Consider the following 26,386-nt stretch of genomic DNA (forward strand, 5'->3'; position numbering starts at 1 on the left):
CCCGATGAAGACCTTCGACGCGCTCTTCGCTGAGCTGAGCGACAAGGCGGTGAGCCGCCCCGAGGGCTCGCGCACCGTCGCCGAGCTCGACGGCGGTGTCCACACGATCGGCAAGAAGCTGGTCGAGGAGGCCGCCGAGTCGTGGATGGCGGCCGAGCACGAGACCCCGGAGCGGGCGGCCGAGGAGCTCAGCCAGCTGCTCTACCACGTGCAGGTGATGATGCTGGCCAAGGGACTGACGCTGGACGACGTCTACGCGCATCTGTGACGGGCAAGCCGCCCCGTCGCCCTTGCCCGTGCCCTCGACCCCAGACGTCCGCCGGGCCCCGTCGCCCGGCGAGCACCAGAACCGAACCGGGAAGACCGCCATGCTGAAAGTCGCCGTACCCAACAAGGGCTCGCTGTCGGAGTCCGCTGCCCAGATGCTCGTCGAGGCGGGATACCGCCAGCGCCGCAGCAGCCGGGACCTCGTCACCCTCGACGCCGACAACGACGTCGAGTTCTTCTACCTCCGTCCGCGCGACATCGCGATCTACGTGGGGGAGGGCACGCTCGACGTCGGCTTCACCGGCCGCGACCTGCTGCTCGACTCCGGTGCCGCGGCCGACGAGGTGCTGTCCCTGGGCTTCGGAGCCTCGAGCTTCCACTTCGCCGCGCCGGTCGGCGCACTGAGCACCCTCGACGACCTCCGCGGCCGCACGATCGCCACCTCGTACCCCACCGTGGTGCGCGCGTGGCTGGACGAGCGCGGCCTCGACGCGAAGGTGATCCGCCTCGACGGCGCCGTCGAGTCGTCGGTACGCCTCGGCGTGGCCGACCTGATCGCGGACGTGGTCGAGACCGGGTCCACGCTGCGGCAGGCCGGCCTCGAGATCGTGGGCGAGCCGATCCTCGCCTCGGAGGCGGTCGTGATCCGTCCGAAGGACCGTCCGGCGCCGGAGGGCTTCGCGGTGTTCGAGCGCCGCCTGCAGGGCGTCCTGGTCGCGCGGACCTACGTGATGATGGACTACGACATCCGCGTCGAGCAGGTCGAGGCCGCGGTGGCGCTGACCCCCGGCATCGAGTCGCCGACGGTGTCGCCCCTTCATCGGGAAGGGTGGGTCGCGGTCCGCTCGATGGTGCCTCGCGACGCCGCCCAGAAGGTCATGGACGAGCTGTGGGCGCTGGGCGCACGCGGGACGCTGGTCACCGACATCCTGGCGTGCCGGCTGTGAGCTCCGACGCGCCCCGCGACGTGCCGGCCGACGGGCGGCGGGTCTTCCGTCCGGTCGGCCCCCGCGTCGTCGCCGTCGTGGCGATCCTCTGCCTGTGGGTGCTGTTCTTCGCGATCGCGCTGACGCTGCCGGCGGAGGTGCGTTCGCAGTTCACGTGGCTCCAGACCGGGACCCTCGTCCTGTTCCTCCTGGTCTCCGACGCCGTGCTCTGGGGGATCGGGCGCAGCCGCGTGATCGCCGACGACGACGGCGTGCACGTCCGCAACGGCTACCGGTCCCACCATCTGCGGTGGTCGGAGATCGTGGACGTCTCGTTCTCGTCGGGGTCCCCGTGGCCGTCGTTGGAGACCCGCGACGACCGGCGGATCATGATGATCGGCATCCCGGCGTCGGACGGTCCGCGGGCACGCGACGCCGTCTGGTACCTGCGCGAGCGGATCCTCGAAGCCGGCCGGTGACGCGGGTGTGACCCCTGCGCGTCGGTGACGCGGGTCTGACCCCTGCGCGTCGGTTCCTCCGTGGTCACCGGCGCGCGTCGGGTGACCACGGACGGACCAACGCGGCGTCGTACGGCGTCGTACGGCGGCGGCTACTCGATCCCGTGCCGCCGCAGGATGTCCTCGATGTCGGCGAACTCGTCGTCCTCCGCGCCGCCCTTCGCCCGCTTCGCCGGCGCGGCCTTGGCGCCGCCGACCGCAGGCTTCGCGGGCGAGCCCTTCGACCCGACCGCACGAGCCTTCGTCCGCCCGCGCGAGCCGATGACGATCAGCACGACCGCGACGATGGCCACCGCGATCCCGAGCCAGACGCTCGGGCGGAAGACGAAGCCCGCCGCCCAGTCCGCGACGGCCGACCCGATGCGGACCACCAGCTTTAGCGCGCCGACGAGCCACAGGGCCCACGGGACCAGCGCCCAGCCGATCCGACGGACCACCGCCGGACGGTCGCCGGCCTTCCACGCGCGCCACGCGAAGAACCCCGCGATCGCGGAGAGGAGGGCGGCCCAGGGCAGCAAGGTGACGGCATCGGCGGTCATGCCTCCAGTCTGCCCCACGGACCTCGCTCGGGAACCCCCTCGGGCCACCGGTTAGCGTGGAGGACGTGGCATCCCTGGCTGAACCCGCGTTCCCCGGCGACGACGGCTCCGTCGATCCCGGCCTCGCCGCGGCGCTGACGACGTACGCAGCCGACGGCGACCTCGGGCCGGTGCTGGTCGCGCTCGACCGGGCGCGGCTGCTCGTCCCCGTCGTCGCGGTGCGCGGGGAGACCGCGGCCGAGGGTGACAAGGAGGCCGACATGGCCACCGTGATGCTGACCGGGGCGGACGGCCGTCAGGGCCTGCTCGCGTTCAGCGCGCTCGCGTCGCTCCAGCGCTGGAGACCCGACGCCCGTCCCGTGCCCGTGTGGGCCCGTGACGCGGCGCGCGCCGCGCTCGCGGAGGGCGCGACGGCACTGCTGCTCGACCTCGCCGGCCCGGTGCGGGCGGTCGTCGAGACCGAGGACCTCCAGCACCTCGCGGCCGGCGACGCGCTGGTCGTGGTCGGCGGCTCGTGGGGCTGGACGCGCCAGCCCTGAGCGAGGGGTCAGCCGGCGGCGCCGGCGACCTTCCACTCGATCTTCTTGTCGTCGCGCACGCGGATCTCGACCGTCCCCGAGACGCCTGTCGCGAGGGTCAGACGGCACGTCGCCGTGACGCCGGGCTCCCGCTTGAGGGACGCCGGGCAGGTGACGGACTGGACGGACGCGCCGTCGACCTGGCGCTCGTACCCGGTCTTGATGCGCTGCTCGAGGCGCGCTGCGTCGATCGGCTCGCTCCCGCACGCGGCGAGCAGGGGAGCGGCGCAGCAGACGGCCACGATGCGGACGGGGATCCTCAGGGCTGCTCCTCGGTCGTGGTCCCGTGGGGGGCCGGGACGCGCGGCAGCCTAACAAAGTCCGACGTCGACCGTGATCCGGACCGTGTTGTCGGCGCGGGCGATCCGCGCGAGGAAGCCGGCGCGTCCGATCGTCCGCAGGACGGCGTCGTTGCCGGGCTGGGTGACGAGGACGACCTCGTCGGCTCCGCCCGCCCGTGCGAGCCGCGCGGCGTGGCGCACGAGGGACGTGCCGACCCCGCGCCGCTGCCACGCGTCCTCGACGACGACGCCGAGCTCCCAGGTCCCGGGGCTCTCGTCGTCGAGGGGGACGGCCATCGCGTGACCGACGACCACGCGCCCGGCCTCCGCGACCACCGCCGTACCGCCGACCGGTGCCGCCAGCCGTCGCGCCATCCGGCGATGGATCACACCGGACATCGGCGCGTGGTAGCGGTGGTAGAGCGTGTCCTCGCTGCACCGGCCGTGGAGGTCCACCAGCAGGGGCACGTCCTCCGGCGTCGCGGGGCGGACGTGCGGGCCCTCCGCCGGGCGGCCGGCACGCACGTCCCGCGGCGGGCGCGGGACGGACGTCGCCGGAGCGTCTCGGCGGCTCGCGCCGACCCGCGCGGTCACCGTCGCCGGGCGGGTGGCGAGCGTGTCGACCAGGTCGATCAGCGCCCGTGCCCGCGCCCGCTCGGCGGGGCTGAAGGGGACGGCGCGGGCGACGGACTCCTCGCCGAACGTGATCGTGTCGTGACCGGCGTAGTCGGCGACGTCGGGCGGATCGGTCTCGAGCAGGCGCGCGAGCTCCTCGCTCAGGCGGGCGCGCCCGTCGGCGACCCGGGCCGCGGCCTGCAGATAGCTGGTCGGGGCGTCGTGCAGCGAGCGGGCCGTGCACCGGGTGACGCTGACCTGCTCCCCGCCGACGGCGACGACGAGCTCGTGGACGCGGACCTCGGTCCAGCCCTGCCCGACGCTGACGACCAGCTCGTCGGTCACCCCGTCGTGCGACGGGAAGACCTGCAGGCTCAGGATGTTGATGCCGGCCTCGCCGCAGGACCGGGCGAGCGACGCGAGGACTCCCGGACGGTCCTTGATGGTGGCGCGGACGCGGTAGAGCAGAGGATCCAGCCTCGCGCGCACGGGTTACCGCACGAGATCGTGACGGTTGCCGCGGGATTTCGGTCCCTTCTGGCGGTCTGCTACTGTTGACCGTCGAAGTGGAGACCACTCCCACCTGGGCGATCTTCGGATCGTCGGGTTCTTGCCACCGAGGCGTCCTCCGGGTCGCCGAGGGGCAGCGCACCTCGTGCGTGGAGACCGTGGCCTTCGCTTCGCAAGCGAAGGCCATTTTTCGTTCACGGTGGTCGTCGCACGACGACCGAACCGGTACGAACCCAGGAGGACCCATCACCACAGAGCTGCGCGTCAACGACCGCATTCGCGCCAACGAGGTGCGCCTCGTCGGTCCCAACGGCGAACAGGTCGGCATCGTCCGACTCGACGATGCGCTGCGGCTGGCCCAGGAGTCCGACCTCGACCTCGTCGAGGTCGCACCGACGGCCCGCCCGCCGGTCTGCCGCCTGATGGACTACGGCAAGTTCAAGTACGAGGCCGCCCAGAAGGCACGCGAGTCCCGGCGCAACCAGACCCACACCATCATCAAAGAGATGAAGCTCCGCCCCAAGATCGACCAGCACGACTACGACACCAAGAAGGGTCACGTCGAGCGGTTCCTCAAGCAGGGCGACAAGGTCAAGATCACGATCATGTTCCGTGGTCGCGAGCAGAGCCGTCCCGAGCTCGGCTTCCGTCTCCTGCAGCGTCTTGCGGGCGACATCGAGGAGCTCGGCTTCATCGAGGCGGCCCCGCGCCAGGACGGCCGCAACATGACGATGGTCGTGGCTCCCCACAAGAAGAAGTCCGAAGCCCGCGTCGAGGCCAAGGAGGCGAAGGATCGCCTCGCGGCCGAGCGGGAAGCCGAGCGCAACGCCGACCGAGAGTTCGACAAGGCGCAGCGCGAGGCGAGCGAGCAGCCTGTGTCGGCCAAGAAGCCGCGCAAGCGCTCGGAGAACATCGACCCAGACATGGAGGCATGAGATGCCGAAGATGAAGCGCAACTCGGGCATGAAGAAGCGCGTCAAGGTGACCGGCACCGGCAAGCTCGTGCACAAGCACGGCCGTCGTCGTACGCACCTGATGCAGAAGTCCAACACGGCGCGTACCCGACTCGAGAGCGGCGACCAGCCGATCGCGAAGGCTGACGTCCCCCGCGTGAAGAAGATGCTCGGCCTCTGAGCCGAGCCCCTGCACGCCGCACCCGAGACACACCGAACGAGGAGTAACCCATGGCACGCGTCAAGCGTTCCGTCAACGCAGCGAAGAAGCGTCGCGAGACGCTCGAGCGCGCATCCGGCTACCGCGGACAGCGCTCGCGTCTCTACCGCAAGGCCAAGGAGCAGGTCACGCACTCGCTGGTCTACAGCTACCGTGACCGCCGTGCGAAGAAGGGCGACTTCCGTCGCCTCTGGATCACCCGCATCAACGCCGGTGTCCGTCAGCACGGCCTGACCTACAACCGCTTCATCCAGGGCCTGCGTCTGGCCGGTGTCGAGGTCGATCGCAAGATCCTCGCCGACCTCGCCGTCACCGACCCGAACGCGTTCGCTGCGCTGGTCGAGACCGCGAAGGCGAGCCTTCCGGACGACGTCAACAAGCCGAAGGCGTCGGACGCCGCAGCCTGACCAGGCGGCTTCTGCGTACGCACGTGGCGAGTCCCGAGCACGTCCTCACACCCCGTACGGGGAGAGTGAAGGCTGCCCGGAGGCTCGCCACGCGGCGTTTCCGGGAGAAGGAGCGGGCGTTCCTGGCCGAGGGGCCGCAGGCGGTCCGCGAGGCGCTCCACACCGCGGCGCGGCGGCCCGGTCTCGTGCACGACGTGTACGCGACGGAGGCCGTGACGACCCGCTACCCGGAGCTGGTCGCGCTCGGCGGGCCGCGCTGGCACGTCGTCGACGACGAGGTCGTCGCAGCGATCAGCGAGACGGTCTCACCGCAGGGTGTGGTCGCGGTGTGCGACTACGTCGACGTGCCGCTGGCGTCGCTCCTCGACCGGTCGCCGAGGCTGGTGGCCGTCTGCGCCGAGGTGCGTGACCCCGGCAACGCCGGCACGGTGATCCGCTGCGCCGACGCCGCGGGCGCTGACGCGGTCGTGCTGCTCGGCGACTCGGTCGACCCGTACAACCCGAAGGCCGTCCGCGCGAGCGTGGGCAGCCTCTTCCACCTCGACGTCGTCGTCGAGCGCGACACGACCGCCGCCGTCGAGGCGATGCGCGCCGCCGGTCTGCGGGTGCTCGCGGCCGACGGCGTCGCGGACGTGGATCTCTTCGCCGCGGAGGCGAGCGGGCTCCTCGACGGGCCGACGGCCTGGCTGTTCGGCAACGAGGCGTGGGGCCTGCCGGTCACCACCCGCGCGCTCGCCGACACGGTCGTCGCGGTGCCGATCTTCGGTCGGGCCGAGAGCCTCAACCTCGCCACGGCGGCGGCGGTCTGCCTGTACGCCTCCGCCCGCGCACGCCGTACGCCGTCTTCCGGGGGAGACCGCACGTGATCGACGTCGACCTGCTTCCCGACGGCGTGGTGCTCGCCGACGCCGAGGGAACCGTCTTCCGGGTGAACGCCGCCGCCTCGCGGATGCTGCACCGCAGGCCCGAGGAGCTGATCGGGCTCCACATCTCCGACGCCCTCCCGCTCGACGACCTCGCCGGCAACAGCTGGTTCGACTGCCTGCGCCCCTACGCGGGGCTGTCGACGCGCACGCGCCTCTCGGAGTCCAGCTGGCACACCCAGGACGGCGTCGAGTACCTCGTGACGGCGACGCTGGTCCGTGACGCGCCGCGACAGCCGGTCCGTCAGCTCGTCGTGTCCCTGCGCACGGCCAAGGCCCGCGCCCGCCGCGACCGCGCGCGCTCCGACCTCGTCGCGACCGTGGCGCACGAGCTGCGCTCGCCGCTGACCGGGGTGAAGGGGTTCACCGCGACGCTGCTCAACAACTGGGACCGCTTCTCCGACGACCAGCGCCAGCTGATGCTGGAGACCGTCGACTCCGACGCCGACCGCCTCTCGCGCCTCATCACGGATCTCCTCGACGCGGCCCGGATCGACTCCGGCCGGCTCACGCTGCGTCCGCAGCCGCTCGACCTCGCCGACGCGACCCGGCGCATCCTCGAGAACGTCGCCGCCGGGAGCGGCCTCAAGGTCGAGGTCACCGCCGAGGAGGACCTGCCCAAGGTGTGGGTCGACCCCGACCGCTTCGCGCAGGTCGTCACCAACCTCGTCGAGAACGCCCAGCGTCACGGGCTCGGCGTCCGCGACGTCGTGGTGCGGCGCCCGACCCGCTTCAGCAACGGGGTCGCGTTCGAGGTGTTCGACTTCGGGCCCGGCATCCCCGAGGAGATCCGGGCGCGGATGTTCACCCGGTTCTGGCGCTCGGGCGACCGCGGCGGCACCGGTCTCGGGCTCTACATCGTCAAGGGCGTCGTGGACGCCCACGGTGGCGAGATCGAGGTGTGCGACGGCGACAAGGGTGGCGCGTGCGTGGGTGTGTGGTTCCCGGAGAACGTCCCGGACGTCCTCCGCTGAGGCCCGTGGGCCTAACTCGTTCGACAACCTCCCTAGACTTGATCAGACGGGACGACGCAGGAGCCGAGGACGTGATCGGCGCCGTGGCCGCAGCGCCGCCGCCCGCGCCCCGTGGCCGAAGAAAGGTGACCATGTCCGGACCCAACAGCGAGTACGACCCGGTCGAGGTCTCTCCGCTGCACGCCGAGGAGGTCGCGGCGATGCGTGACGCGGCCGTGGCCGCGATCGCGGCCGCCGACTCCCTGGAGGCGCTCAAGCAGGTGCGTCTGGAGCACGCGGGAGACCGCTCGCCGCTGGCGCTCGCCAACCGCGAGATCGGTGCGCTCCCGCCCCAGGCCCGCAAGGACGCCGGGATGCGCGTGGGCCAGGCCCGCAAGGCCGTCTCCGAGGCGATCGCGGAGCGTACGGCCGTGCTCGAGGTCGAGGCCGAAGCGCGGATGCTCGCCGACGAGACCGTCGACGTGACGCTGCCGACCGACCGCGAGCCGGTCGGGGCACGGCACCCGCTGACCACCATCCAGGAGCGCGTCGCCGACATCTTCGTGGCGATGGGCTGGGAGGTGGCCGAAGGCCCCGAGGTCGAGGCCGAGTGGCTCAACTTCGACGCGCTCAACCTGGGTCCGGACCACCCGGCGCGCACCATGCAGGACACCTTCTGGGTCACCCCCGAGAAGGCCGCGATGGTGCTGCGCACCCACACCTCGCCCGTCCAGGCGCGGACGATGCTCACCCGCAAGCCCCCGATCTACGTCGTCGTGCCCGGTCGCGTGTTCCGCACCGACGAGCTCGACGCCACCCACTCGCCGGTCTTCCACCAGGTCGAGGGCCTGGCGATCGACGAGGGCCTCTCGATGGCCCACCTCAAGGGCACGCTGGACCACTTCGCGCAGGCGATCTACGGCGAGGGCATGACGACGCGGTTCCGCCCGTCGTACTTCCCCTTCACCGAGCCGAGCGCCGAGATGGACCTGCTCTGCTACGTGTGCCACAACGATCCCGCGACCGTCGCCGACTGCCGCACGTGCAAGGGCGAGGGCTGGGTCGAGTGGGGCGGCTGCGGTGTCGTGAACCCGCGCGTCCTGATCGCCAACGGCGTGGACCCCGAGCGCTACTCGGGCTTCGCGTTCGGGATCGGTCTCGACCGCACCATCACCGGCCGGTACGACATCGCCGACCTGCGTGACCTGTTCGACGGAGACATCCGGTTCACCGAGCCGTTCGGAGTGGAGATCTGATGCGCGTCCCCGTGTCGTGGCTTCGCGACATCGTCGACCTGCCCGCCGACCTGACCACGGCCGACCTCGCGGACCGGCTGACCATGCTCGACCTCAAGCTCGAGGAGATCGACGCCGTCGGTGCCGAGCTCTCCGGCCCGATCGTCGTCGGACGCGTGCTGTCGGCCGAGCCGGAGCCGCAGAAGAACGGGAAGACGATCAACTGGTGCTCGGTCGACGTCGGCCCCGCCCACAACGCCGAGGGCAACGAGCCCCGCGGCATCGTCTGCGGCGCGCACAACTTCGGACCCGGCGACCTGGTCGTCGTGGCCCTGCCGGGCTCGGTGCTGCCCGGCCCGTTCCCGATCAGCTCCCGCAAGACCTACGGCCACGTGTCGGACGGCATGATCTGCTCCGGCGCGGAGCTGGGCACGGCGGGTGATCCCGACGGGATCATCGTGCTTCCCGCGGACGCCGCCGAGGTCGGCGACGACGCGATCGTCCTGCTGGGGCTGCGCGACGACGTGCTGGACCTCGAGGTCAATCCCGACCGCGCCTACGCGCTGTCGATGCGCGGCGTCGGCCGTGACGCGGCGATCGGCTACGAGGTTCCGTTCCACGACCCGGCGGCGCTGGAGGTCCCGAGCGACGGGACCGAGGCGTACCCGGTCGTCGTCGAGGACCCGCTCGCCTGTCCGGTCTTCGTCGCCCGGACGGTGACGGGCTTCGACCCGACGCGTCCCACCCCGCGGTGGATGGCGCGGCGCCTCGAGCTGATGGGCCAGCGTCCGATCTCGCTGGCCGTCGACGTCACCAACTACGTGATGCTCGAGCTCGGTCAGCCGATCCACGGCTACGACCGCAACGCGCTCCGTGGCCCGATCACGGTGCGCCGCGGGCGTCCGGGGGAGAAGGTCACCACCCTCGACGACGTCGTCCGCGACGTCACCGTCGACGACCTGCTGATCACCGACGAGTCGGGTCCGATCGGGCTTGCCGGCGTGATGGGCGGCCAGACCACCGAGCTCGGCCCGGACACCACCGACATCGTCATCGAGGCGGCGCACTTCGACCCGCCGACCGTCGCCCGCACCGCCCGGCTCCAGAAGCTGTCGAGCGAGGCGTCGCGCCGGTTCGAGCGCGGGGTCGACCCCGCGCTCCCGCCGTACGCCGCGCAGCGCGTGGCCGAGCTGCTCGTCGAGCACGGCGGCGGCGTGATCTCCGCCGGGATCACCGCTGTCGGCGCTCCGCCGGCGTCCCCGCAGATCTCGCTCGCCGACGACCTCCCGGCCCGCATCTCGGGCGTCGACATCGACGCCGCGACCGCGGTGCGCGCGCTCGAGGCCAACGGCTGCACGGTCGAGCACGACGCGGGCGCCCTGCACGTCGTGCCGCCGACGTGGCGGCTCGACCTCACCGACCCCTACGACATGGTCGAGGAGGTCCTGCGCTTCGTCGGCTACGACAAGGTCCCGTCGGTCCTCCCGCACGCTCCCGCCGGGCGCGGCCTGACGACGCAGCAGCGTCTGCGACGGCGCGTCGGGCTGGTGCTGGCCGGCGCCGGCTACGTCGAGGTCAAGACGTTCCCGTTCGCGGGCCCGGCCGACTTCGACCAGCTCGGCATCCCCGAGGACGATCCGCGCCGTGACCAGGTCCTCCTCGAGAACCCGCTCTCGGCGGAGGAGCCGGGACTGACGACGACGCTGATGACCGGGGCCATGAAGGCGCTCGCGCTCAACGTCGGGCGCGGCCACGACGACGTCGCGATCTTCGAGACGGGACGGGTCTTCCAGCCGAAGGACGAGGCCCCCGAGGCCCCGATCTACGGGGTCGACCAGGCCCCGAGCGCCGACGAGTACGCCGCCTTCGACGAGGCCCTGCCGGAGCAGCCGCTGCACCTGGTGCTGGTCGCGACCGGCCGCCGGGAGCGTTCCGGCTGGTGGGGCGAGGGTCGCCGGGTCCAGTGGGGCGACGCGATCGAGGCCGTGCGCCGCGTGGCGGCGGCGGTGCACGTCGAGCTCCGCGTGGGCCCGGGAGAAGTGCCCGCCCCGTGGCACCCCGGTCGTACGGCGGTGCTGTCCGTCGGCGACGCGACCGTCGGCCACGCCGGCGAGCTGCACCCGCGGGTGTGCCGCGCGTACGGCGTCCCGGCCCGCACGGTCGCCGCGGAGGTGGACCTGGACGCGGTCCTCGCCGCGGCCCCGGACCTCGGTCCGCGCCCGGCGTTCTCCACCTACCCGGTCGCCAAGGAGGACGTGGCGCTCGTCGTCGCGAGCTCGGTCCCCAGCCAGGCCGTCGCCGACGCGCTCGTCGACGGCGGGGGAGAGCTGCTCGAGTCGGTGCGCCTGTTCGACGTCTACACCGGGGAGCAGGTCCCGGCCGGTCACAAGTCGCTGGCCTTCGCGCTCCGCATGCGCGCGCCCGACCGGACGCTGACCGAGGCGGAGACGGCCGCCGTACGCGACGCCGCGGTGGCGCGTGCCGCCGAGGTGACCGGCGCCGTCCAGCGCACCTGACGCGGGGGCGTTCCGCGGCCGTACGCCCGTACGGCCGCGGAACGCCTCAGAACTGGACCGTCGGTGGTGCTGTCTGGCTGGACGGTGCCGCGTAGAACGCGCGCTGGCCGACGCCGGCGACGCCCGTGAAGAACAGCCAGGGCAGCGTGCGGACCAGCGTGTTGAGGCGGGCTGCGGCGTCGTTGTAGTACTGCCGGGCGAACGCCAGCTGGTCCTCGGTCTCGGCGAGCTCGGTCTGCAGCTGCTGGAAGTTGGTGGACGCCTTGAGGTCGGGGTACGCCTCGGCGACCGCGAGCACGTCGACGAGCGCCTTGTCGAGTCGGGCGTCGGCCGCCGACTTCTGCTCGACCGACCCGTCGCGGGCAGCGCTCGCCGCTGCGGTCCGGGCGGCGGTGACCTCGTCGAACACCGACCGCTCGTGCTCGGCGTAGCCCTTCACGGTGCTGACGAGGTTGGGGACGAGGTCGGCGCGGCGGGTGAGCTGGACGTCGATGCCGCCGAGGGCCTCGTCGGCGCGGACGTCGGCCGCGCGCAGCTTGTTGAAGCCGACGGCGGCGAGGACGGCGATCAGCACCACGACGACGGCGACGATGATCCAGTGCATGGGGTTCCTCTCAGGGGAGCGGGAGCGGGGCGGGACGGGCGTACGACGGGCTGCGCGAGGCGTCAGCGGGACGGTGGGACGGCGCGGCGCGGGCTACCAGGATCCGCCGCCACCACCACCTCCGCCTCCTCCGCCACCGGAGGAGGACGACGAGGACTGTGTGGCCTGGTAGGCGCTGATGGATGAGGTGAGCGACGACTCGAACCCGGCGAACGCATCGCCTCCGGAGGAGAAGGCGTGCCCGCCGCTGTGTGCCGGGACGGGCATCCACGACGGCGTGGGGGGCTCGTTGCCGGTCGCCGTACGGTACTTGTCGGCCCAGGCGTCGGCGCACCCGAACGCGATCGCGTACGGGATGAAGGACGTGTAGAGCTCCGAGCGGGCGCTGAAGTCGAGGCGGTCCTGGCTCGACGGCGTCGACAGCAGGCGGCGGAACCCGCCGGAGCGGGACCAGAGGTCGCGCCCGGCCGGCGTACGGCGGGTGCCGGCCCCGGTGGACAGCAGCCCGCAGCCGCCGATGACGAACGCCGCGAACGGCAGGCCGACGACCGTCGGGAGGTCCGCCGCGAGCCACGTGAAGCAGAGGCCCGCGGCGACGAGGGCGAGGACGACGAGGTTCTTGCCGAGCTTCTCGCCGAACGCGGAGCGGACCACGCCCTCGGAGCGGGCCCAGGCGCGCGTCGTGGACGCGACGGTGGTCGCCGCCTGGCTGAGCGTGCGGCCGGCCTCCACCGAGCGGTCGGCCGAGAACCGGCCACCCGGGGTGCTCACGCCGAGCGACGCGCCGAGCGCACGGGACACCGGGTCGGTCGTCGCCCAGCGCTCCGGTGAGGCGACGCCCTCGACCGTCCACGACCGGTCGTCGTCGCGGACGAGCCGGACGAGCCCCTGCTCTGCGAGGTAGGTGAGCGTCGCGACGGTCGCCCGGGACGGGACGTCCTCGTCGGCGACGTAGACCGTCTGCACCGGGCCGAGGGCGGCGGGCGGCTCGTACAGGACGGGGAAGCCCGGCTCCGGCTCGTGGCTGCGGCTGCTCCAGCGCAGACCGGCGAGGAGACCGAGCACCGACAGTGCGAGGACACCGGCCAGCAGCGGGACCGACCCGCCGAAGGTGGCGTCCAGCGCGACGGGCCAGGGGAGGGTCGTACGTGCTGGTGCGGGCAGGTCCAGCGTGGCGTCGAGGTGGACGCCGGTCCGCGGCGGGAGAGCGCCGGTGGTGACTGTGACGCGGCCGGTGCCGTCGCCCGTGGCCGTGCACGGCGAGCCGTCGAGCACCGCGCAGGTCACGCCGGACGCGGCGGCGGGAAGGTCCACGGTGGTCGTGCTGGCGGCGATCGCCATCTCCCATCCGCGCGCGACCACGTCCCAGCGGAACGCGGAGCGGTCGCCGTGCGGGGCGAGCGCCCCGTCGATCCGGTAGCGGATCCGGTAGCGGTGGGTGCCGGGGGCGACGTACGCGTCGGGGTCGCCGACCTTGAGCACGCGGTAGCGGCGCCCGTCCTCCCACAGCATCGTCGAGGGGACCGCGGCGTCGTCGAGCGTGACGCTGACGTCCTCGGGGAAGTAGCGCACGTGCGCGTCGTCGGCGTCGCCCACGTCCCAGTAGCGGAAGATGCCGTGCCGGCCGTAGGGGAACTCCGCCGTCACGGTCTCCTCGGCGGTGAGCGTGCCGTCGGCGTCGACCGCGTACGCAGCGTCGTACCGGGTGATCGAGACCGGGTCGGACGCCGGCTCGGGATCGGTGCTGACGAGGCTGGGGACCACCGGCCAGAACAGCCCGGCGGCGGTGGCGACGACGGCGAGGGTCGTCAGCACGATCCGCTTCATGGGGAGAGACTGTAGGGGTCCGGAGGGTCGGCCGTCCCCGAGATATCAGGTTCTCCGCGGGCGGATCTCGTCCGGGCCACCCCGCGTTGCATGATCTTGCAAGGCTCTGCAAGAATGTGCACATGCCCTCCCTCACGATCGCCGTCGCAGGTGCGAGCGGGTACGCCGGTGGCGAGGTCCTCCGGCTCCTCCTCGCGCACCCCGAGGTGGAGATCGGCGCCCTCACGGCCGGCTCGAACGCCGGCTCGACCCTGGGCGCCCACCACCCCCACCTGACGCCGCTCGCCGGACGCGTCCTCGCCGACACCACGCCCGAGACGCTCGCCGGGTACGACGTGGTGTTCCTCGGACTCCCGCACGGGGCGTCCGCCGCCGTCGCGGCCGAGCTCGGCGGCGAGGTCCTCGTGGTCGACTGCGGGGCCGACTTCCGACTGGCCGACGCCGCCGACTGGACCGCCTTCTACGGCGGCGCGCACGCCGGGACCTGGCCGTACGGCCTCCCGGAGCTGCCCGGTCAGCGCTCGCGCCTCGCCGGCGCCCGCCGGATCGCCGCACCGGGCTGCTTCCCGACCGTGTCGACGCTGAGCATCCTCCCGGCCGTCGCCGAGGGCCTGGTCGAGCCCGACGTCGTCGTGGTCGCCGCCACCGGCACCTCCGGCGCCGGCAAGTCGCTCAAGCCCCACCTCCTGGGGTCGGAGGTGATGGGGCAGGCGTCGGTCTACGGCGTCGGGGGAGTCCACCGGCACACGCCGGAGATCGAGCAGAACCTCCGCCTCGCCGGTGCTGCCGACGCCCGCGTCTCCTTCACGCCGGTCCTCGCGCCCATGTCGCGCGGCATCCTCGCGACCGTCAGCGCCCCGCTCGCCGGCGGAGTCGACGCCGACGCGGTGCGGGCGGCGTACGAGAAGGCGTACGCCGAGGAGCCGTTCGTCCACCTTCTTCCCGAGGGCCAGTGGCCGCAGACCAAGGCCGTGCTCGGCTCGAACTGCGTCCACGTCCAGGTCGCGGTCGACTCCCGGGTCGGGCGGGTCGTCGCGGTCGGCGCGATCGACAACCTGACCAAGGGCACCGCCGGCACCGCGATCCAGTCGATGAACCTCGCGCTCGGGCTCCCCGAGACGCTCGGTCTCCCCGTCGTGGGGGTGGCGCCGTGAGCGTGACCGCACCCCAGGGGTTCCGGGCCGCCGGCGTCGCCGCCGGGCTGAAGTCCAGCGGCGACCCCGACGTCGCCGTCGTCGTGAACGACGGGCCGCGGTCGAGCGCCGCCGCCGTGTTCACCTCCAACCGCTGCAAGGCCAACCCGGTGCTCTGGAGCGAGCAGGCGATCAAGGGCGGCAGCGCCCGCGCCGTCGTCCTCAACTCCGGCGGCGCCAACTGCTACACCGGGCCGGACGGCTTCGCGACCACGCACGCGACCGCGGAGACCGCGGCGGCGCTGCTCGGGATCGCCCCGATCGAGGTGCAGGTCGCGTCGACCGGGCTCATCGGCCTGCTCAACGACCGTGACGGGCTGCTCGCCGGGGTCCGGTCCGCCATCACCTCGCTCGACGCCGAGGCCGGGGCCGACGCCGCCCGGGCGATCATGACCACCGACACCCGTCCGAAGCAGGCGGTGATCGAGGGCGCCGGCTACACGATCGGGGCGATGGCCAAGGGTGCGGGCATGCTCGCCCCGTCGCTCGCGACGATGCTGGTCGTCGTCACCACCGACGCCGTCCTGACCCCGGAGGAGTGCGACGCGGCCCTGCGGTACGCGACAGCCCGCAGCTTCGACCGGCTCGACTCCGACGGCTGCCAGTCCACCAACGACACCGTGCTGCTGATGGCCAGCGGCGCCTCCGGCGTCGAGCCCGACCTCGACGAGCTCCAGGTCCAGCTCGCGACGCTGTGCCGCGACCTGGCGCTCCAGCTGCTCTCCGACGCCGAGGGCGCCGACCACGACATCGCGATCGACGTGGTCAACGCGGCGTCCGAGGCCGACGCGCTCGAGGTCGGGCGGGCCGTCTCGCGCAGTGCGCTCTTCAAGACCGCGATCTTCGGCCGCGACCCGAACTGGGGGCGCATCCTCGCCTCGGTCGGCACCACGTCGGCGGCCTTCGACCCGGCCGACCTCGACGTCGCGATCAACGGAGTGTGGGTCTGCCGCACCAGCGGGCCGGGCGAGCCGCGCGAGAAGGTCGACCTCGCGCCGCGGTCCGTCACGGTGACCATCGACCTGAAGGCCGGCCCGGCGCAGGGGACCATCTGGACCAACGACCTCACGCAGGCCTACGTCCACGAGAACTCGGCGTACTCGTCATGACCGGCCTCGACATGACGGCGGGCGTGCCCGCGCACTGGAAGCGCAAGACCGAGAAGGCCGCGATCCTGGCCGACGCGCTGCCCTGGCTGATGAAGTACCACGGCAAGGTCATCGTGGTGAAGTACGGCGGCAACGCGATGGTCGACGACGAGCTCAAGCGGGCGTTCGCCGAGGACGTGATGTTCCTGCGGTACGCCGGCTTCCGGCCGGTCGTCGTGCACGGCGGCGGTCCGCAGATCTCGAGCATGCTCGACCGGCTCGACATCACCTCGGAGTTCCGCGGCGGGCTGCGGGTGACCACGCCCGAGGCGATGGACGTGGTCCGGATGGTGCTCGTCGGCCAGGTGGGCCGGGAGCTCGTCGGTCTGCTGAACGCGCACGGCCCGGTCGCGGTCGGGCTGTCGGGCGAGGACGCCGGCCTGTTCACCGCCGTCCCGACCCGCGCGGTCGTCGACGGCGAGGAGGTCGACCTCGGGCTCGTCGGCGAGGTCAGCGAGGTCCGACCGGAGGCGGTGCTCGACCTCATCGAGGCCGGCCGCGTGCCGGTGGTCTCGTCGGTCGCTCCCGACGCGTCGGGCCAGGTTCACAACGTGAACGCCGACACCGCGGCGGCGGCCCTCGCGGTCGCGCTCGGCGCGGAGAAGCTGCTGGTCCTCACCGACGTGGAGGGTCTCTACCGCGACTGGCCCGACAGCGACGACGTCATCGGCGAGATCGGCGTGGACGCGCTCGAGGAGCTCATGCCCAGCCTCGCCTCGGGCATGGTGCCCAAGATGGGCGCGTGCGTGAAGGCCGTACGCGGCGGGGTGCCGCGCGCGACCGTGGTGGACGGCCGCGAGCCGCACGCCGTGCTGCTCGAGATCTTCACCGACGAAGGCGTGGGGACGCAGGTGCTCCCCGCCGGCGAGACCAAGATCAGGACCGCACTGAGGAGGCAGGCGTGAGCGCCGCGACGACGCAGCAGGAGTGGCTCGAGCGCTACTCCGGCGCGCTGATGAACACCTTCGGACCGCCGCAGCGCGTCCTCGTCCGCGGCGAGGGGGCGTACGTCTGGGACGCCGACGGCAACCGCTACCTCGACCTGCTCGCCGGCATCGCGGTCAACGTCCTCGGGCACGCGCACCCTGCGGTGGTGAAGGCCGTCTCCGAGCAGCTCGGCACGCTCGGCCACGTCTCCAACTTCTTCGCCACCGAGCCGCAGGTCACGCTGGCGGAGCGGCTGCTCGGTCTCCTCGGGGTCGACGGCAAGGTGTTCTTCACCAACTCCGGCACCGAGGCGAACGAGGCGGCGTTCAAGCTGACGCGGCGGACCGGTCGTACGCGCCTGGTCTCTGCCACCGGCAGCTTCCACGGCCGGACGATGGGCGCGCTGGCGCTCACCAGCAAGGAGGCCTACCGCGCGCCGTTCGAGCCGCTGCCGGGCGACGTCACGTTCGTCCCGTACGGCGACGTCGAGGCTCTGCGTGCCGCGGTCGACGAGACGGTGGCCGCGGTCGTCCTCGAGCCGATCCAGGGCGAGGCCGGCGCGGTGGAGCCGGGCGCGGGCTACCTCGCCGCCGCCCGCGAGATCACCCAGCAGCACGGGACGCTGCTGTGGGTCGACGAGGTGCAGAGCGGTGTCGGCCGCACCGGCGCCTGGTTCGCCCACACGGCGGAGGGCATCGTGCCCGACGTCGTGACGCTGGCCAAGGGCCTCGGGGGCGGCATCCCGATCGGCGCCTGCATCGCCGTCGGCGACGCGGCCGACCTGCTCCAGCCGGGCAACCACGGCACGACGTTCGGCGGCAACCCCGTCGCTGCGGCAGCCGCCCACGCCGTTCTCGACACGCTCGAGGACGAGGACCTGCTCGCGCACGCGACCGCCACAGGGGAGCGGTTGCGTGCGGGGCTGGCCGACCATCCGCTGGTCGCCGACACCTCCGGTGCGGGTCTGCTGGTCGGGATCGGGCTCCGGAAGCCGGTCGCGCCCCAGGTCCAGGCCGCGGTGCTGGCACGGGGCGTCGTCATCAACGCGGCCGCGCCGGACCGGCTGCGCCTCGTCCCGCCGCTGATCCTGACCGCGGACCAGGCCGACGAGGCCGTCGCGGTGATCCGTGACGTGCTCGACCTGCACGTCCCAGCCACGACGTCGACCACCTCGGAGACGGAGGCCCCCGCATGAGGCACTTCCTGCGCGACGACGACCTGTCGCCCGCCGAGCAGGCCGAGGTCCTCGACCTCGCCGACGTGCTCAAGGCGGCGCCGTACTCGGAGCGTACGCTCGAGGGTCCGCAGACGGTCGCCGTGATCTTCGACAAGGCCTCGACCCGGACCCGGATCTCGTTCGCCGTCGGCGTCGCCGCCCTCGGAGGCAACCCGCTCGTGATCGACGCCGGCAGCAGCCAGATGGGACGCGGCGAGACCGTCGCGGACACCACGCGGGTTCTCGAGCGGATGGTCGCCGCGATCGTGTGGCGCACCTTCGCCCAGTCCGGGCTGGAGGAGATGGCCGCGGTCAGCCGGGTCCCGGTCGTCAACGCGCTGAGCGACGACTTCCACCCGTGCCAGCTCCTCGCGGACCTCCAGACCGTGCGCGAGCGCAAGGGGACGCTGGCCGGGCTCACGCTCACCTACGTCGGCGACGGTGCCAACAACATGGCGCACTCCTACCTGCTGGCCGGGGCGACGGCCGGCATGCACGTCCGCGTCGGCGCTCCCGCGGCGTACGCCCCGCGTGCCGACGTGGTCGCCGACGCTGCCCGCATCGCGGCGACGACCGGTGGCTCGGTCGCCGTCCTCACCGACCCTGCCGAGGCTGCCAAGGGTGCGGACGTCCTCGCGACCGACACCTGGGTCTCGATGGGGCAGGAGGACGAGAAGGCGGAGCGGATCGCGACCTTCGGCGAGTACGGCATCACCGCCGACCTCCTGGCGCACGCCGCGGACGACGCGATCGTGCTGCACTGCCTCCCGGCCTACCGCGGGCTGGAGATCGGCGCCGACGTGATGGACGGCCCGCAGAGCGTGGTCTGGGACGAGGCCGAGAACCGGCTCCACGCCCAGAAGGCGCTGCTCGTGTGGCTCCTGGCTCGCGCGGACGGTGCGTCGTGACCGCGATCCCGGCGACCAAGGCGGCACGCCAGCAGCGGGTCGTCGAGCTGCTGCGCACCCACGTCGTGCGGTCGCAGACCGACCTCGCCGAGCTGCTCGCCGACGACGGTCTCCAGGTCAACCCGTCGACGCTCTCGCGCGACCTCGTCGAACTCGACGCGGTGCGGGTGCGGCACCCCAGCGGCGGTCTCGTGTACGCCGTCCCGGGCGAGGGCGGCGACCGTACGCCCCGCCCGGCGGTCGAGACCGTCTCGGCACACGCCAGACTGGCCCGGCTGTGCAACGAGCTGCTCGTCTCGGCGGAGGGCTCGGCCAACCTGGTCGTCCTCCGAACACCGCCCGGTGCGGCGCAGTTCTTCGCCTCGGCGATCGACCACGCGGCACTGGGCTCGCTCCTCGGCACCATCGCGGGCGACGACACGGTGCTCGTCATCTGCAAGGAAGCCACCGGGGGACCGGCGGTCGCGGCGGAGTTCCGCGCGCTGGCCAGCCCCGACTCGCTCAACACGCACACCAGGACTGCAGTCTCGGACAGGACTCCGGGCTCGGAGAAGAACAGGGAGACATCATGACCGAACGGGTCGTACTCGCGTACTCAGGCGGCCTCGACACCTCGGTGGCCATCGGCTGGCTCGGCCAGGAGACCGGCGCCGAGGTGATCGCGGTGGCGGTCGACGTCGGCCAGGGCGGCGAGGACATGGACGTGGTGCGCGAGCGCGCCCTCGCGTGCGGCGCCGTCGAGTCGATCGTCGTCGACGCCAAGGACGAGTTCGCCGAGGACTACTGCCTCCCGGCGGTGCGGGCGAACGCGCTCTACCAGGACCGCTACCCGCTGGTCTCCGCGCTCTCGCGCCCGCTGATCGTCAAGCACCTCGTGGAGGCGGCGACGTACCACGGCGCCACGACGATCTCGCACGGCTGCACGGGCAAGGGCAACGACCAGGTGCGGTTCGAGGTCGGCGCGAAGGCGCTCGCCCCCGAGCTCAAGGTCATCGCACCGGTCCGCGACTACGCGTGGACCCGGGAGAAGGCGATCGCGTACGCCGAGGAGCACGACCTGCCGATCGACGTCACCAAGAAGTCGCCGTACTCGATCGACCAGAACGTCTGGGGCCGCGCCGTCGAGACGGGCTTCCTCGAGGACATCTGGAACGGCCCGATCGAGGACCTCTACTCCTACACCTCCGACCCGGCCCAGCCGCGCGACGCCGACGAGGTCGTCATCGCGTTCGAGGGCGGCGCCCCGGTCGCGATCGACGGCAAGCCCGTCACGATGCTGCAGGCGATCCAGCAGCTCAACGAGCGCGCCGGCGCCCAGGGCATCGGCCGCATCGACATGGTCGAGGACCGGCTCGTGGGCATCAAGAGCCGTGAGATCTACGAGGCGCCGGGCGCGGTCGCGCTGATCGCCGCACACATGGAGCTGGAGAACGTCACCGTCGAGCGGGAGCTCGCGCGCTTCAAGCGCGGGGTCGACCAGCGGTGGGGCGAGCTCGCGTACGACGGCCTCTGGTTCTCGCCGCTGAAGCGGACCCTCGACGCCTTCGTCACGTCGTCGCAGGAGGCGGTGACCGGTGAGGTGCGGATGACCCTGCACGCCGGCAAGGCCACCGTCACTGGGCGCCGCTCGGCGACGAGCCTGTACGACTTCAACCTCGCGACGTACGACGAGGGCGACACGTTCGACCAGAGCATGGCGAAGGGCTTCATCGAGATCTTCGGCATGTCGAGCACGCTGGCCAACAAGCGCGACCAGGCGCTGGTGGGGGAGTGACCGTGACCGGCGAGCAGCCCGGGACCGACGGCGGGGACGGTACGGAGGAGCGGACGGCGCTCTGGGGCGGTCGGTTCGCGACCGGCCCGTCGCCCGAGCTCGAGGCGCTGTCGCGGTCGACGCACTTCGACTGGCGCCTGGCGCCGTACGACCTGGCCGGCTCGCGTGCCCACGCGCGGGTGCTCGGGCGTGCGGGCCTGCTGACCGACGACGCCCTGACGGCGCTGCTCGCCGGCATCGACGCGCTGGAGGCCGACGTGGCCTCCGGTGCGTTCACCCCCGACCCCGGGGACGAGGACGTGCACACCGCGCTCGAGCGCGGGCTCGTCGAGCGGCTCGGGCCGGAGCTGGGCGGCCGGCTGCGTGCCGGGCGCTCGCGCAACGACCAGATCGCGACGCTGGGCCGGATCTACCTGCGTGACCACGCCGTGGAGATCGCCCGCCTGGTGCGGGGCCTGATCGCGGCGCTGGCCGACCAGGCAGAGAAGCACCTGGGCGTCGCGATGCCCGGCCGCACGCACCTCCAGCATGCGCAGCCGGTGCTGCTGAGCCACCACCTGCTCGCCCACGCGTGGCCGCTGGTGCGCGACCTCGACCGGCTCGCCGACTGGGACGCGCGGGTCGCGGCCGAGTCGCCGTACGGGTCGGGCGCCCTCGCGGGGTCCTCGCTCGGGCTGGATCCCGAGCAGGTCGCGACCGACCTCGGGTTCACCGGGTCCGCGCCGAACTCGATCGACGGGACGGCGTCGCGCGACTACGTCGCCGAGTTCGCGTTCGTCACGGCGATGATCGGCGTCGACGTCTCCCGGATCGCGGAGGAGATCATCCTCTGGAACACCAAGGAGTTCGGCTTCGTCACGCTCGACGACGGCTACTCGACCGGGTCGAGCATCATGCCGCAGAAGAAGAACCCCGACATCGCCGAGCTCGCCCGCGGCAAGGCCGGACGCGTGATCGGCAACCTGACCGGTCTGCTGGCGACCCTGAAGGCGCTCCCGCTCGCGTACAACCGCGACCTGCAGGAGGACAAGGAGCCGGTCTTCGACTCGGTCGACACGCTCGAGGTCCTGCTGCCGGCGTTCACCGGCATGGTCGCGACGCTCACGTTCCACACCGACCGGCTCGAGTCGCTGGCTCCGCAGGGCTTCGCGCTCGCCACCGACATCGCCGAGTGGCTGGTGCGCGAGGGCGTCCCGTTCCGGGTGGCGCACGAGCTGTCGGGCGCCTGCGTGCGGGTCGCGGAGGGGCAGGACAAGGAGCTGTGGGACCTCACCGACGACGAGCTCGCGGCGATCTCGCCCCACCTCACCCCGGCGGTGCGCGAGGTCCTCAGCGTCGAGGGCTCGATCGGCTCGCGCGACGCGCGGGGCGGTACGGCGCCGGCCCGCGTGGCCGAGCAGCTGGCCGAGCTGCGCGCCCGCCTCGCCTGAGAACCAGCCGTCCGTCCCCGGCTTCGCCCGTCCGCGAGCGTCCGTCCCGCCCGTCCCCGCCCCCCGTCCCCGACCCCTCCCGTCCGCGATTTGCGCAGTTGTCCACGCAAATCGCACCCCACCCGGTGGATTAGCGCGCAAATCGGGGGGCGGAGGCGGACCATGCAGACTGGGCGCTGTGACGAGCGAGGTCGAGACGCAGGCACGTCGGCTGCTCGGGGCGACGCTGACCCGGGGCGACGTGACGGTACGGATCACCGAGGTCGAGGCGTACGGCGGCACCGGGGACCCGGCGTCGCACGCGTTCCGAGGTCCGACGCCGCGGAGCGCGATCATGTTCGGCCCGCCCGACGTGCTCTACGTCTACCTCTCGTACGGGATGCACTACTGCGCCAACGTCGTCGTCGGCTCCGACGGCGACGCCTCGGCCGTCCTGGTGCGCGCCGGCGAGGTGGTCCGGGGGATCGAGGTCGCCCGGGACCGCCGCGGGGGAGTGCCCGACGAGCGGCTCGCTCGGGGACCCGCCAACCTGACGCAAGCGCTCGGCATCACGATCGAGCAGAACGGTGTGCCCCTCACCGGACCCCAGGTCGTCCTGCGGCGCCACGAGCCGCTGCCGGACGACGCCGTCAGCGCCGGTCCGCGGGTGGGCGTCTCGCGTGCGGCGGACGTGCCGTGGCGCTTCTGGGTGTCCGGAGACCCGACCGTGTCGGCGTACCGGCGCAGCCCGCGGGCGGCTGACGCGGAGCCGCTGTGAGGCGCCGCTCCCGTACGGCGGTGCGTCTGTGAGGATGGGCGCCATGACGCGCTCCCGGATCGCCGGCGGACTCCTCGCCTGCCTCGCCTCGCTCGTGCTCGTCGCCTGCGTGAGCGCAGCCGACGTGGCGACCGGCGGACCCGGCGGTGGCTCCGGGCTCGCGCTCACCGCCGACGGTGGCGTGGTCGTCACCGCGAACGACCTCGACCCCAGCGGCTCGTTCCCGGACGACCCGGTCGCGGTCGCGGTGTACGTCGAGCCGCTGTGCCCGCACTGCAAGGCCTTCGCCGCAGACCAGGGCCGCCTCCTCGAGGAACGGCTGGCGGCCGGCGCGATCACGCTCGAGTACCGGATGGTCTCCTTCCTCGACAACGGCACCACGGGCCACGCGTCGGCCCGCAGCGTCAACGCGGCGCTGTGCGTGGCCGAGACCGGCGGCCCGGCGGCGTACGACGCCTTCGTGACCGGTCTCCTCGACGGCCAGACCCCGAGCGGGCTCTCGGACGAGGACCTCGTCGCGCTCGCCGACGACGCGGGCGCGGCCGGCGCCGAGGCGTGCATCGAGGCCCAGGAGCACGCCGACCTCGTCGCGGAGCTGACGAACGAGGCGATGGAGACGATCGAGGGCACCCCGACCGTGGTCGTGGACGGCAAGACCCTTCAGGGCACGCCGACGACCACCGAGCTCGCGGCCATGCTCGGCACCACGACCGTCTGAACGGGCCGTCAGCCCGGCAGCGCCACCGCGTCCAGAGCCGTGACCAGCGCCCCGACCACCGACGCCTGGTCGCCGAGCGTCGAGAGCCGGACCTCGATCTCGCCGCCGAGCCCGTCGACCGCGTGACGCCGGAGGCCGTCGCGGATCCCATCGACGACGATGTCGCACGCGAGGTCGCCGCCGACGACGATCGCCTCGGGACTGAGCAGGTTCGCAAGGATGGCCGACCCCTGTCCGAGCGCCCGGCCGGCGTCCTCCAGAAGCCGTCGGGCACCCGCGTCGCCGGACACCGCGATGTCGACGAGGTCGTGGACCGCGAGGTCCGGCATCCGTCCACGGAGCTGCTCGACGAGCCCGCTGCCGCCGGCGTACGCCTCGAGGCAGCCCCGGCTCCCGCACCGGCACAGCGGCCCCGTCTCGTCGAGCGTCACGTGGCCGAGCTCACCAGCCGTGCCGAGGCCGCCGCGGTAGAGGTGGCCATCGAGCACCAGCCCGCACCCGATCCCGGAAGAGACCTTGAGGTAGGCCAGCGTGGTCACGTCGGGGTGGTCCCGGTGCTCCGCGAGCGCGCCCAGGTTGGCGTCGTTGTCGACGAGCGTGGGCATCCCGAGCGCCTTCGACGCCACGTCGGCCGCGGCGACCCCGACCCAGCCCGGGAGGATCGACCCGGCGGTGATCCGTCCGTCGCGGGTGATCGGTGCGGGAAGCCCGAGCCCCGCGGCGTGAACCGCTTCCCGCGACTCGCCGAGCTCCTCGAGGAGGTCGTCGAGCAGCGCCTCGGCCAGCGCGAGGCCCTCGGTGTGGCTGTGGTCGTTGTCGAGCGGCCTGCGCGTGCCGACCAGCGCACGCCCCGCCAGGTCTCCCACGGCCACCTCCAGGTGGGAGTGCCCGAAGTCGAGCCCCGCGACCAGACCGGCGCCGCGAGCGATGCGGACGGTCAGGCCGCGCCGGCCCCCGCCGCCTGAGGTCTCCACGAGCCCCGTCGAGACGAGCTGGCGGACGATGTTGGACACCGTCGCCGGGGCCAGGTCGGTGCGCCGCGCGATCTCTGCCTGGGACACCTCGGCCGCGCTGCGCAGGACGCCGACGACGCGCTCGAGGTTGGCCGAGCGCAGCGCTGACGGCGATCCGGTGGGTGGCATGGCCTCAACCTAGTCAAAATTCCGGAATCGTCAAGAGATGAACATTTCACAAGTTTGTTTCGATTCCGCAACGCTCTTTCGTTCATGACTTGACGATTTCGTCGAGGTTGCCAAGACTGTCCGCGACGGACGTGGAGTTGTCCGCGTCACACCATCCTGGGAGGACATAGTGAACAAGTTTGCGCGCACCGCTGTAGGGGCGGCGTCGGTCGTGGTGCTCGCGGCCGCACTGGGCGCCTGCGGCGGAGACGATGACGGTGACGGGGGTGGCGGCGGCAGCGACAGCAAGACGATCGCCCTGCTGCTCCCCGAGACCAAGACCACCCGTTACGAAGCGTTCGACAAGCCGCTCTTCGAGGCGAAGGTCCAGGAGCTCTGCGACGACTGCGAGGTCAAGTACCTCAACGCGGACCAGGACGCATCCAAGCAGCAGCAGCAGGCGGAGTCGGCCATCACCGACGGCGCCGCGGTCCTCGTGCTCGACCCGGTCGACAGCGAGGCCGCGGTCGGCATCGTGAAGTCGGCCCAGTCCTCCGAGGTCCCGGTCATCGCCTACGACCGCTTCATCGAGGGCGCGGACTACTACATGTCCTTCGACAACGAGCGCGTCGGCGAGCTCCAGGGCCAGGCCCTGGTCGACGCGACCGGCGGCACCGGCGACATCCTCATGCTGAACGGCGCGCCGACCGACCCGAACGCCGCCCAGTTCAAGAAGGGCGCGCACGCGGCGATCGACGCCAGCGGGCTCAACATCGTCGCTGAGTTCGACAACCCGGACTGGAGCCCCGACAACGCGCAGAAGTTCGTGTCGTCGCAGCTCAACAACATCGACGCTGCGTCGCTCGCGGGCGTCTACGCCGCCAACGACGGCCAGGCGGGCGGCGTCATCGCGGCCCTGCGTGCCGACGGCCTGACGAAGTTCCCGCCGGTCACCGGCCAGGACGCCGAGCTCGCCGCCATCCAGCGGATCGTCGCCGGCGACCAGTACATGACCATCTACAAGTCGATCAAGACCGAGGCCGAGAAGGCCGCCGAGGTCGCGGTCGCGCTGGTCAACGGGGACGACGTGGGCGAGACGACGGACTTCCAGGGCGTCAAGTCGTTCATCTTCGACCCGGTGGTCGTGACGAAGGACAACGTCAAGGACACCGTGGTGGCTGACGGGTTCTACACGGTCGAGGACATCTGCACCCCCGAGTACGCCGACGCGTGCTCGGCTGCGGGCCTCAGCTGATCCACCCAGCCCGGGTCCGGGTGGTCGCGCTCGTCGCGTGACCACCCGGACCGTTCCCGTTTCCCAC

Annotated in this window: 28 protein-coding genes; 22 read left to right on the top strand and 6 right to left on the bottom strand. The window is 72.5% G+C overall.

Translation table 11 applies throughout. From position 1 onward, the window contains the following. Nucleotides 1-4 precede the first annotated feature (4 nt). The 3 genes from ACQSSQ_RS09165 (at nucleotide 5) to ACQSSQ_RS09175 (ending at nucleotide 1,672) form a co-directional block, all read left to right on the top strand. Nucleotides 5-268, top strand: a complete 264-nt coding sequence (locus ACQSSQ_RS09165; RefSeq protein ID WP_431326723.1) for a phosphoribosyl-ATP diphosphatase — start codon at nucleotides 5-7, stop codon at nucleotides 266-268. Nucleotides 269-368: 100 nt separating this feature from the next. Next, the gene (gene hisG / locus ACQSSQ_RS09170; protein WP_431326724.1) at nucleotides 369-1,214 is read left to right on the top strand and encodes an ATP phosphoribosyltransferase; all 846 of its coding nucleotides are present in this window, start codon (nucleotides 369-371) and stop codon (nucleotides 1,212-1,214) included. Then, nucleotides 1,211-1,672: a PH domain-containing protein gene (locus ACQSSQ_RS09175; RefSeq protein ID WP_431326725.1), complete on the top strand. Its 462-nt coding sequence runs from the start codon at nucleotides 1,211-1,213 to the stop codon at nucleotides 1,670-1,672. The genes hisG and ACQSSQ_RS09175 overlap by 4 nt, the downstream gene beginning before the upstream one ends. Nucleotides 1,673-1,803: 131 nt before the next feature. On the opposite strand, the gene ACQSSQ_RS09180 is transcribed toward ACQSSQ_RS09175, so the two are convergent. Beyond that, nucleotides 1,804-2,250 carry a hypothetical protein gene (locus tag ACQSSQ_RS09180; protein ID WP_431326726.1) on the bottom strand — a complete coding sequence of 149 codons (447 nt, stop codon included), beginning with the start codon at nucleotides 2,248-2,250 and terminating at the stop codon, nucleotides 1,804-1,806. A gap of 65 nt (nucleotides 2,251-2,315) precedes the next feature. Between ACQSSQ_RS09180 and ACQSSQ_RS09185 the strand changes: the two genes are divergently transcribed. Beyond that, nucleotides 2,316-2,789 carry an SseB family protein gene (locus tag ACQSSQ_RS09185; protein WP_431326727.1) on the top strand — a complete coding sequence of 158 codons (474 nt, stop codon included), beginning with the start codon at nucleotides 2,316-2,318 and terminating at the stop codon, nucleotides 2,787-2,789. Nucleotides 2,790-2,797: 8 nt separating this feature from the next. Here the strand turns inward: ACQSSQ_RS09185 and ACQSSQ_RS09190 are convergent, their stop codons facing one another. Then, nucleotides 2,798-3,070, bottom strand: coding sequence for a DUF4333 domain-containing protein (locus ACQSSQ_RS09190; RefSeq protein WP_431326728.1), 273 nt, complete (start codon nucleotides 3,068-3,070; stop codon nucleotides 2,798-2,800). Between the two features lie 69 nt (nucleotides 3,071-3,139). Beyond that, entirely contained in the window at nucleotides 3,140-4,213 is a 1,074-nt protein-coding gene (locus ACQSSQ_RS09195; protein ID WP_431326729.1) for a GNAT family N-acetyltransferase, read from the bottom strand. A gap of 170 nt (nucleotides 4,214-4,383) precedes the next feature. On the opposite strand from ACQSSQ_RS09195, the gene infC reads away from it, so the two are divergent. From infC to pheT, 7 genes are all read left to right on the top strand, one after another. Beyond that, nucleotides 4,384-5,169 (top strand): translation initiation factor IF-3, encoded by a 786-nt coding sequence (infC, locus tag ACQSSQ_RS09200; RefSeq protein ID WP_431326730.1) that lies wholly within the window; start codon nucleotides 4,384-4,386, stop codon nucleotides 5,167-5,169. 1 nt (nucleotide 5,170) lies between these two features. Further along, on the top strand, nucleotides 5,171-5,368 hold the full coding sequence (locus tag ACQSSQ_RS09205) for a large ribosomal subunit protein bL35 (protein ID WP_220344670.1): 198 nt from the start codon (nucleotides 5,171-5,173) through the stop codon (nucleotides 5,366-5,368). 50 nt (nucleotides 5,369-5,418) lie between these two features. Continuing rightward, nucleotides 5,419-5,814 carry a 50S ribosomal protein L20 gene (gene rplT, locus ACQSSQ_RS09210; RefSeq protein ID WP_431326731.1) on the top strand — a complete coding sequence of 132 codons (396 nt, stop codon included), beginning with the start codon at nucleotides 5,419-5,421 and terminating at the stop codon, nucleotides 5,812-5,814. Between the two features lie 23 nt (nucleotides 5,815-5,837). Further along, on the top strand, nucleotides 5,838-6,680 hold the full coding sequence (locus ACQSSQ_RS09215) for a TrmH family RNA methyltransferase (RefSeq protein WP_431326732.1): 843 nt from the start codon (nucleotides 5,838-5,840) through the stop codon (nucleotides 6,678-6,680). After that, the gene (locus tag ACQSSQ_RS09220; RefSeq protein ID WP_431326733.1) at nucleotides 6,677-7,711 is read left to right on the top strand and encodes a sensor histidine kinase; all 1,035 of its coding nucleotides are present in this window, start codon (nucleotides 6,677-6,679) and stop codon (nucleotides 7,709-7,711) included. Before ACQSSQ_RS09215 ends, ACQSSQ_RS09220 begins: the two co-directional genes overlap by 4 nt. 131 nt (nucleotides 7,712-7,842) lie before the next feature. Continuing rightward, nucleotides 7,843-8,946: a phenylalanine--tRNA ligase subunit alpha gene (pheS, locus tag ACQSSQ_RS09225; RefSeq protein WP_431326734.1), complete on the top strand. Its 1,104-nt coding sequence runs from the start codon at nucleotides 7,843-7,845 to the stop codon at nucleotides 8,944-8,946. Beyond that, nucleotides 8,946-11,441 (top strand): phenylalanine--tRNA ligase subunit beta, encoded by a 2,496-nt coding sequence (gene pheT, locus ACQSSQ_RS09230; protein WP_431326735.1) that lies wholly within the window; start codon nucleotides 8,946-8,948, stop codon nucleotides 11,439-11,441. The genes pheS and pheT overlap by 1 nt, the downstream gene beginning before the upstream one ends. Nucleotides 11,442-11,487: 46 nt before the next feature. Here pheT and ACQSSQ_RS09235 read toward each other — a convergent pair whose 3' ends face one another. Both ACQSSQ_RS09235 and ACQSSQ_RS09240 read right to left on the bottom strand, forming a co-directional pair. Further along, nucleotides 11,488-12,045 carry a LemA family protein gene (locus tag ACQSSQ_RS09235; RefSeq protein WP_431326736.1) on the bottom strand — a complete coding sequence of 186 codons (558 nt, stop codon included), beginning with the start codon at nucleotides 12,043-12,045 and terminating at the stop codon, nucleotides 11,488-11,490. 93 nt (nucleotides 12,046-12,138) lie between these two features. Further along, entirely contained in the window at nucleotides 12,139-13,872 is a 1,734-nt protein-coding gene (locus ACQSSQ_RS09240; RefSeq protein WP_431326737.1) for a DUF2207 domain-containing protein, read from the bottom strand. 122 nt (nucleotides 13,873-13,994) lie between these two features. Here ACQSSQ_RS09240 and argC point away from each other — a divergent pair, with 122 nt between their 5' ends. The 10 genes from argC (at nucleotide 13,995) to ACQSSQ_RS09290 (ending at nucleotide 23,943) form a co-directional block, all read left to right on the top strand. Next, entirely contained in the window at nucleotides 13,995-15,026 is a 1,032-nt protein-coding gene (gene argC, locus ACQSSQ_RS09245; protein WP_431326738.1) for an N-acetyl-gamma-glutamyl-phosphate reductase, read from the top strand. After that, nucleotides 15,023-16,174, top strand: a complete 1,152-nt coding sequence (argJ, locus tag ACQSSQ_RS09250; protein WP_431326739.1) for a bifunctional glutamate N-acetyltransferase/amino-acid acetyltransferase ArgJ — start codon at nucleotides 15,023-15,025, stop codon at nucleotides 16,172-16,174. The genes argC and argJ overlap by 4 nt, the downstream gene beginning before the upstream one ends. Continuing rightward, a complete protein-coding gene (argB, locus tag ACQSSQ_RS09255) occupies nucleotides 16,171-17,118 on the top strand; it encodes an acetylglutamate kinase (protein WP_431326740.1) in 948 nt (315 codons plus the stop codon). Before argJ ends, argB begins: the two co-directional genes overlap by 4 nt. Beyond that, nucleotides 17,115-18,335, top strand: a complete 1,221-nt coding sequence (locus ACQSSQ_RS09260; protein ID WP_431326741.1) for an acetylornithine transaminase — start codon at nucleotides 17,115-17,117, stop codon at nucleotides 18,333-18,335. The genes argB and ACQSSQ_RS09260 overlap by 4 nt, the downstream gene beginning before the upstream one ends. Next, nucleotides 18,332-19,264, top strand: coding sequence for an ornithine carbamoyltransferase (argF, locus tag ACQSSQ_RS09265; RefSeq protein ID WP_431326742.1), 933 nt, complete (start codon nucleotides 18,332-18,334; stop codon nucleotides 19,262-19,264). The genes ACQSSQ_RS09260 and argF overlap by 4 nt, the downstream gene beginning before the upstream one ends. Further along, a complete protein-coding gene (locus ACQSSQ_RS09270; RefSeq protein ID WP_431326743.1) occupies nucleotides 19,261-19,836 on the top strand; it encodes an arginine repressor in 576 nt (191 codons plus the stop codon). Before argF ends, ACQSSQ_RS09270 begins: the two co-directional genes overlap by 4 nt. Then, nucleotides 19,833-21,038 (top strand): argininosuccinate synthase, encoded by a 1,206-nt coding sequence (locus ACQSSQ_RS09275; RefSeq protein WP_431326744.1) that lies wholly within the window; start codon nucleotides 19,833-19,835, stop codon nucleotides 21,036-21,038. Before ACQSSQ_RS09270 ends, ACQSSQ_RS09275 begins: the two co-directional genes overlap by 4 nt. A gap of 2 nt (nucleotides 21,039-21,040) precedes the next feature. Continuing rightward, nucleotides 21,041-22,468, top strand: a complete 1,428-nt coding sequence (gene argH, locus ACQSSQ_RS09280) for an argininosuccinate lyase (protein ID WP_431326745.1) — start codon at nucleotides 21,041-21,043, stop codon at nucleotides 22,466-22,468. A gap of 169 nt (nucleotides 22,469-22,637) precedes the next feature. Further along, nucleotides 22,638-23,225, top strand: coding sequence for a DNA-3-methyladenine glycosylase (locus ACQSSQ_RS09285; protein WP_431326796.1), 588 nt, complete (start codon nucleotides 22,638-22,640; stop codon nucleotides 23,223-23,225). 43 nt (nucleotides 23,226-23,268) lie between these two features. After that, the gene (locus tag ACQSSQ_RS09290; RefSeq protein WP_431326746.1) at nucleotides 23,269-23,943 is read left to right on the top strand and encodes a DsbA family protein; all 675 of its coding nucleotides are present in this window, start codon (nucleotides 23,269-23,271) and stop codon (nucleotides 23,941-23,943) included. Between the two features lie 8 nt (nucleotides 23,944-23,951). Here the strand turns inward: ACQSSQ_RS09290 and ACQSSQ_RS09295 are convergent, their stop codons facing one another. Beyond that, complete coding sequence (locus ACQSSQ_RS09295; RefSeq protein ID WP_431326747.1) at nucleotides 23,952-25,085, bottom strand: ROK family protein; 1,134 nt, start codon at nucleotides 25,083-25,085, stop codon at nucleotides 23,952-23,954. 169 nt (nucleotides 25,086-25,254) lie between these two features. Between ACQSSQ_RS09295 and ACQSSQ_RS09300 the strand changes: the two genes are divergently transcribed. Next, the gene (locus tag ACQSSQ_RS09300) at nucleotides 25,255-26,319 is read left to right on the top strand and encodes a substrate-binding domain-containing protein (protein WP_431326748.1); all 1,065 of its coding nucleotides are present in this window, start codon (nucleotides 25,255-25,257) and stop codon (nucleotides 26,317-26,319) included. Nucleotides 26,320-26,386: the final 67 nt, after the last annotated feature.

This window comes from Mumia spirodelae (assembly GCF_050632745.1).
Lineage (GTDB): Bacteria > Actinomycetota > Actinomycetes > Propionibacteriales > Nocardioidaceae > Mumia.

Bases quoted from the DNA above. Each gene is read 5' to 3' on its own strand.
- ACQSSQ_RS09295 (WP_431326747.1), bottom strand. From the start codon at position 25,085: ATGCCACCCACCGGATCGCCGTCAGCGCTGCGCTCGGCCAACCTCGAG.
- hisG (WP_431326724.1), top strand. From the start codon at position 369: ATGCTGAAAGTCGCCGTACCCAACAAGGGCTCGCTGTCGGAGTCCGCT.
- argC (WP_431326738.1), top strand. From the start codon at position 13,995: ATGCCCTCCCTCACGATCGCCGTCGCAGGTGCGAGCGGGTACGCCGGT.
- ACQSSQ_RS09290 (WP_431326746.1), top strand. From the start codon at position 23,269: ATGACGCGCTCCCGGATCGCCGGCGGACTCCTCGCCTGCCTCGCCTCG.
- pheT (WP_431326735.1), top strand. From the start codon at position 8,946: ATGCGCGTCCCCGTGTCGTGGCTTCGCGACATCGTCGACCTGCCCGCC.
- argF (WP_431326742.1), top strand. From the start codon at position 18,332: ATGAGGCACTTCCTGCGCGACGACGACCTGTCGCCCGCCGAGCAGGCC.
- pheS (WP_431326734.1), top strand. From the start codon at position 7,843: ATGTCCGGACCCAACAGCGAGTACGACCCGGTCGAGGTCTCTCCGCTG.
- ACQSSQ_RS09180 (WP_431326726.1), bottom strand. From the start codon at position 2,250: ATGACCGCCGATGCCGTCACCTTGCTGCCCTGGGCCGCCCTCCTCTCC.
- rplT (WP_431326731.1), top strand. From the start codon at position 5,419: ATGGCACGCGTCAAGCGTTCCGTCAACGCAGCGAAGAAGCGTCGCGAG.
- ACQSSQ_RS09235 (WP_431326736.1), bottom strand. From the start codon at position 12,045: ATGCACTGGATCATCGTCGCCGTCGTCGTGGTGCTGATCGCCGTCCTC.
- ACQSSQ_RS09165 (WP_431326723.1), top strand. From the start codon at position 5: ATGAAGACCTTCGACGCGCTCTTCGCTGAGCTGAGCGACAAGGCGGTG.
- argB (WP_431326740.1), top strand. From the start codon at position 16,171: ATGACCGGCCTCGACATGACGGCGGGCGTGCCCGCGCACTGGAAGCGC.
- ACQSSQ_RS09275 (WP_431326744.1), top strand. From the start codon at position 19,833: ATGACCGAACGGGTCGTACTCGCGTACTCAGGCGGCCTCGACACCTCG.
- ACQSSQ_RS09205 (WP_220344670.1), top strand. From the start codon at position 5,171: ATGCCGAAGATGAAGCGCAACTCGGGCATGAAGAAGCGCGTCAAGGTG.
- ACQSSQ_RS09240 (WP_431326737.1), bottom strand. From the start codon at position 13,872: ATGAAGCGGATCGTGCTGACGACCCTCGCCGTCGTCGCCACCGCCGCC.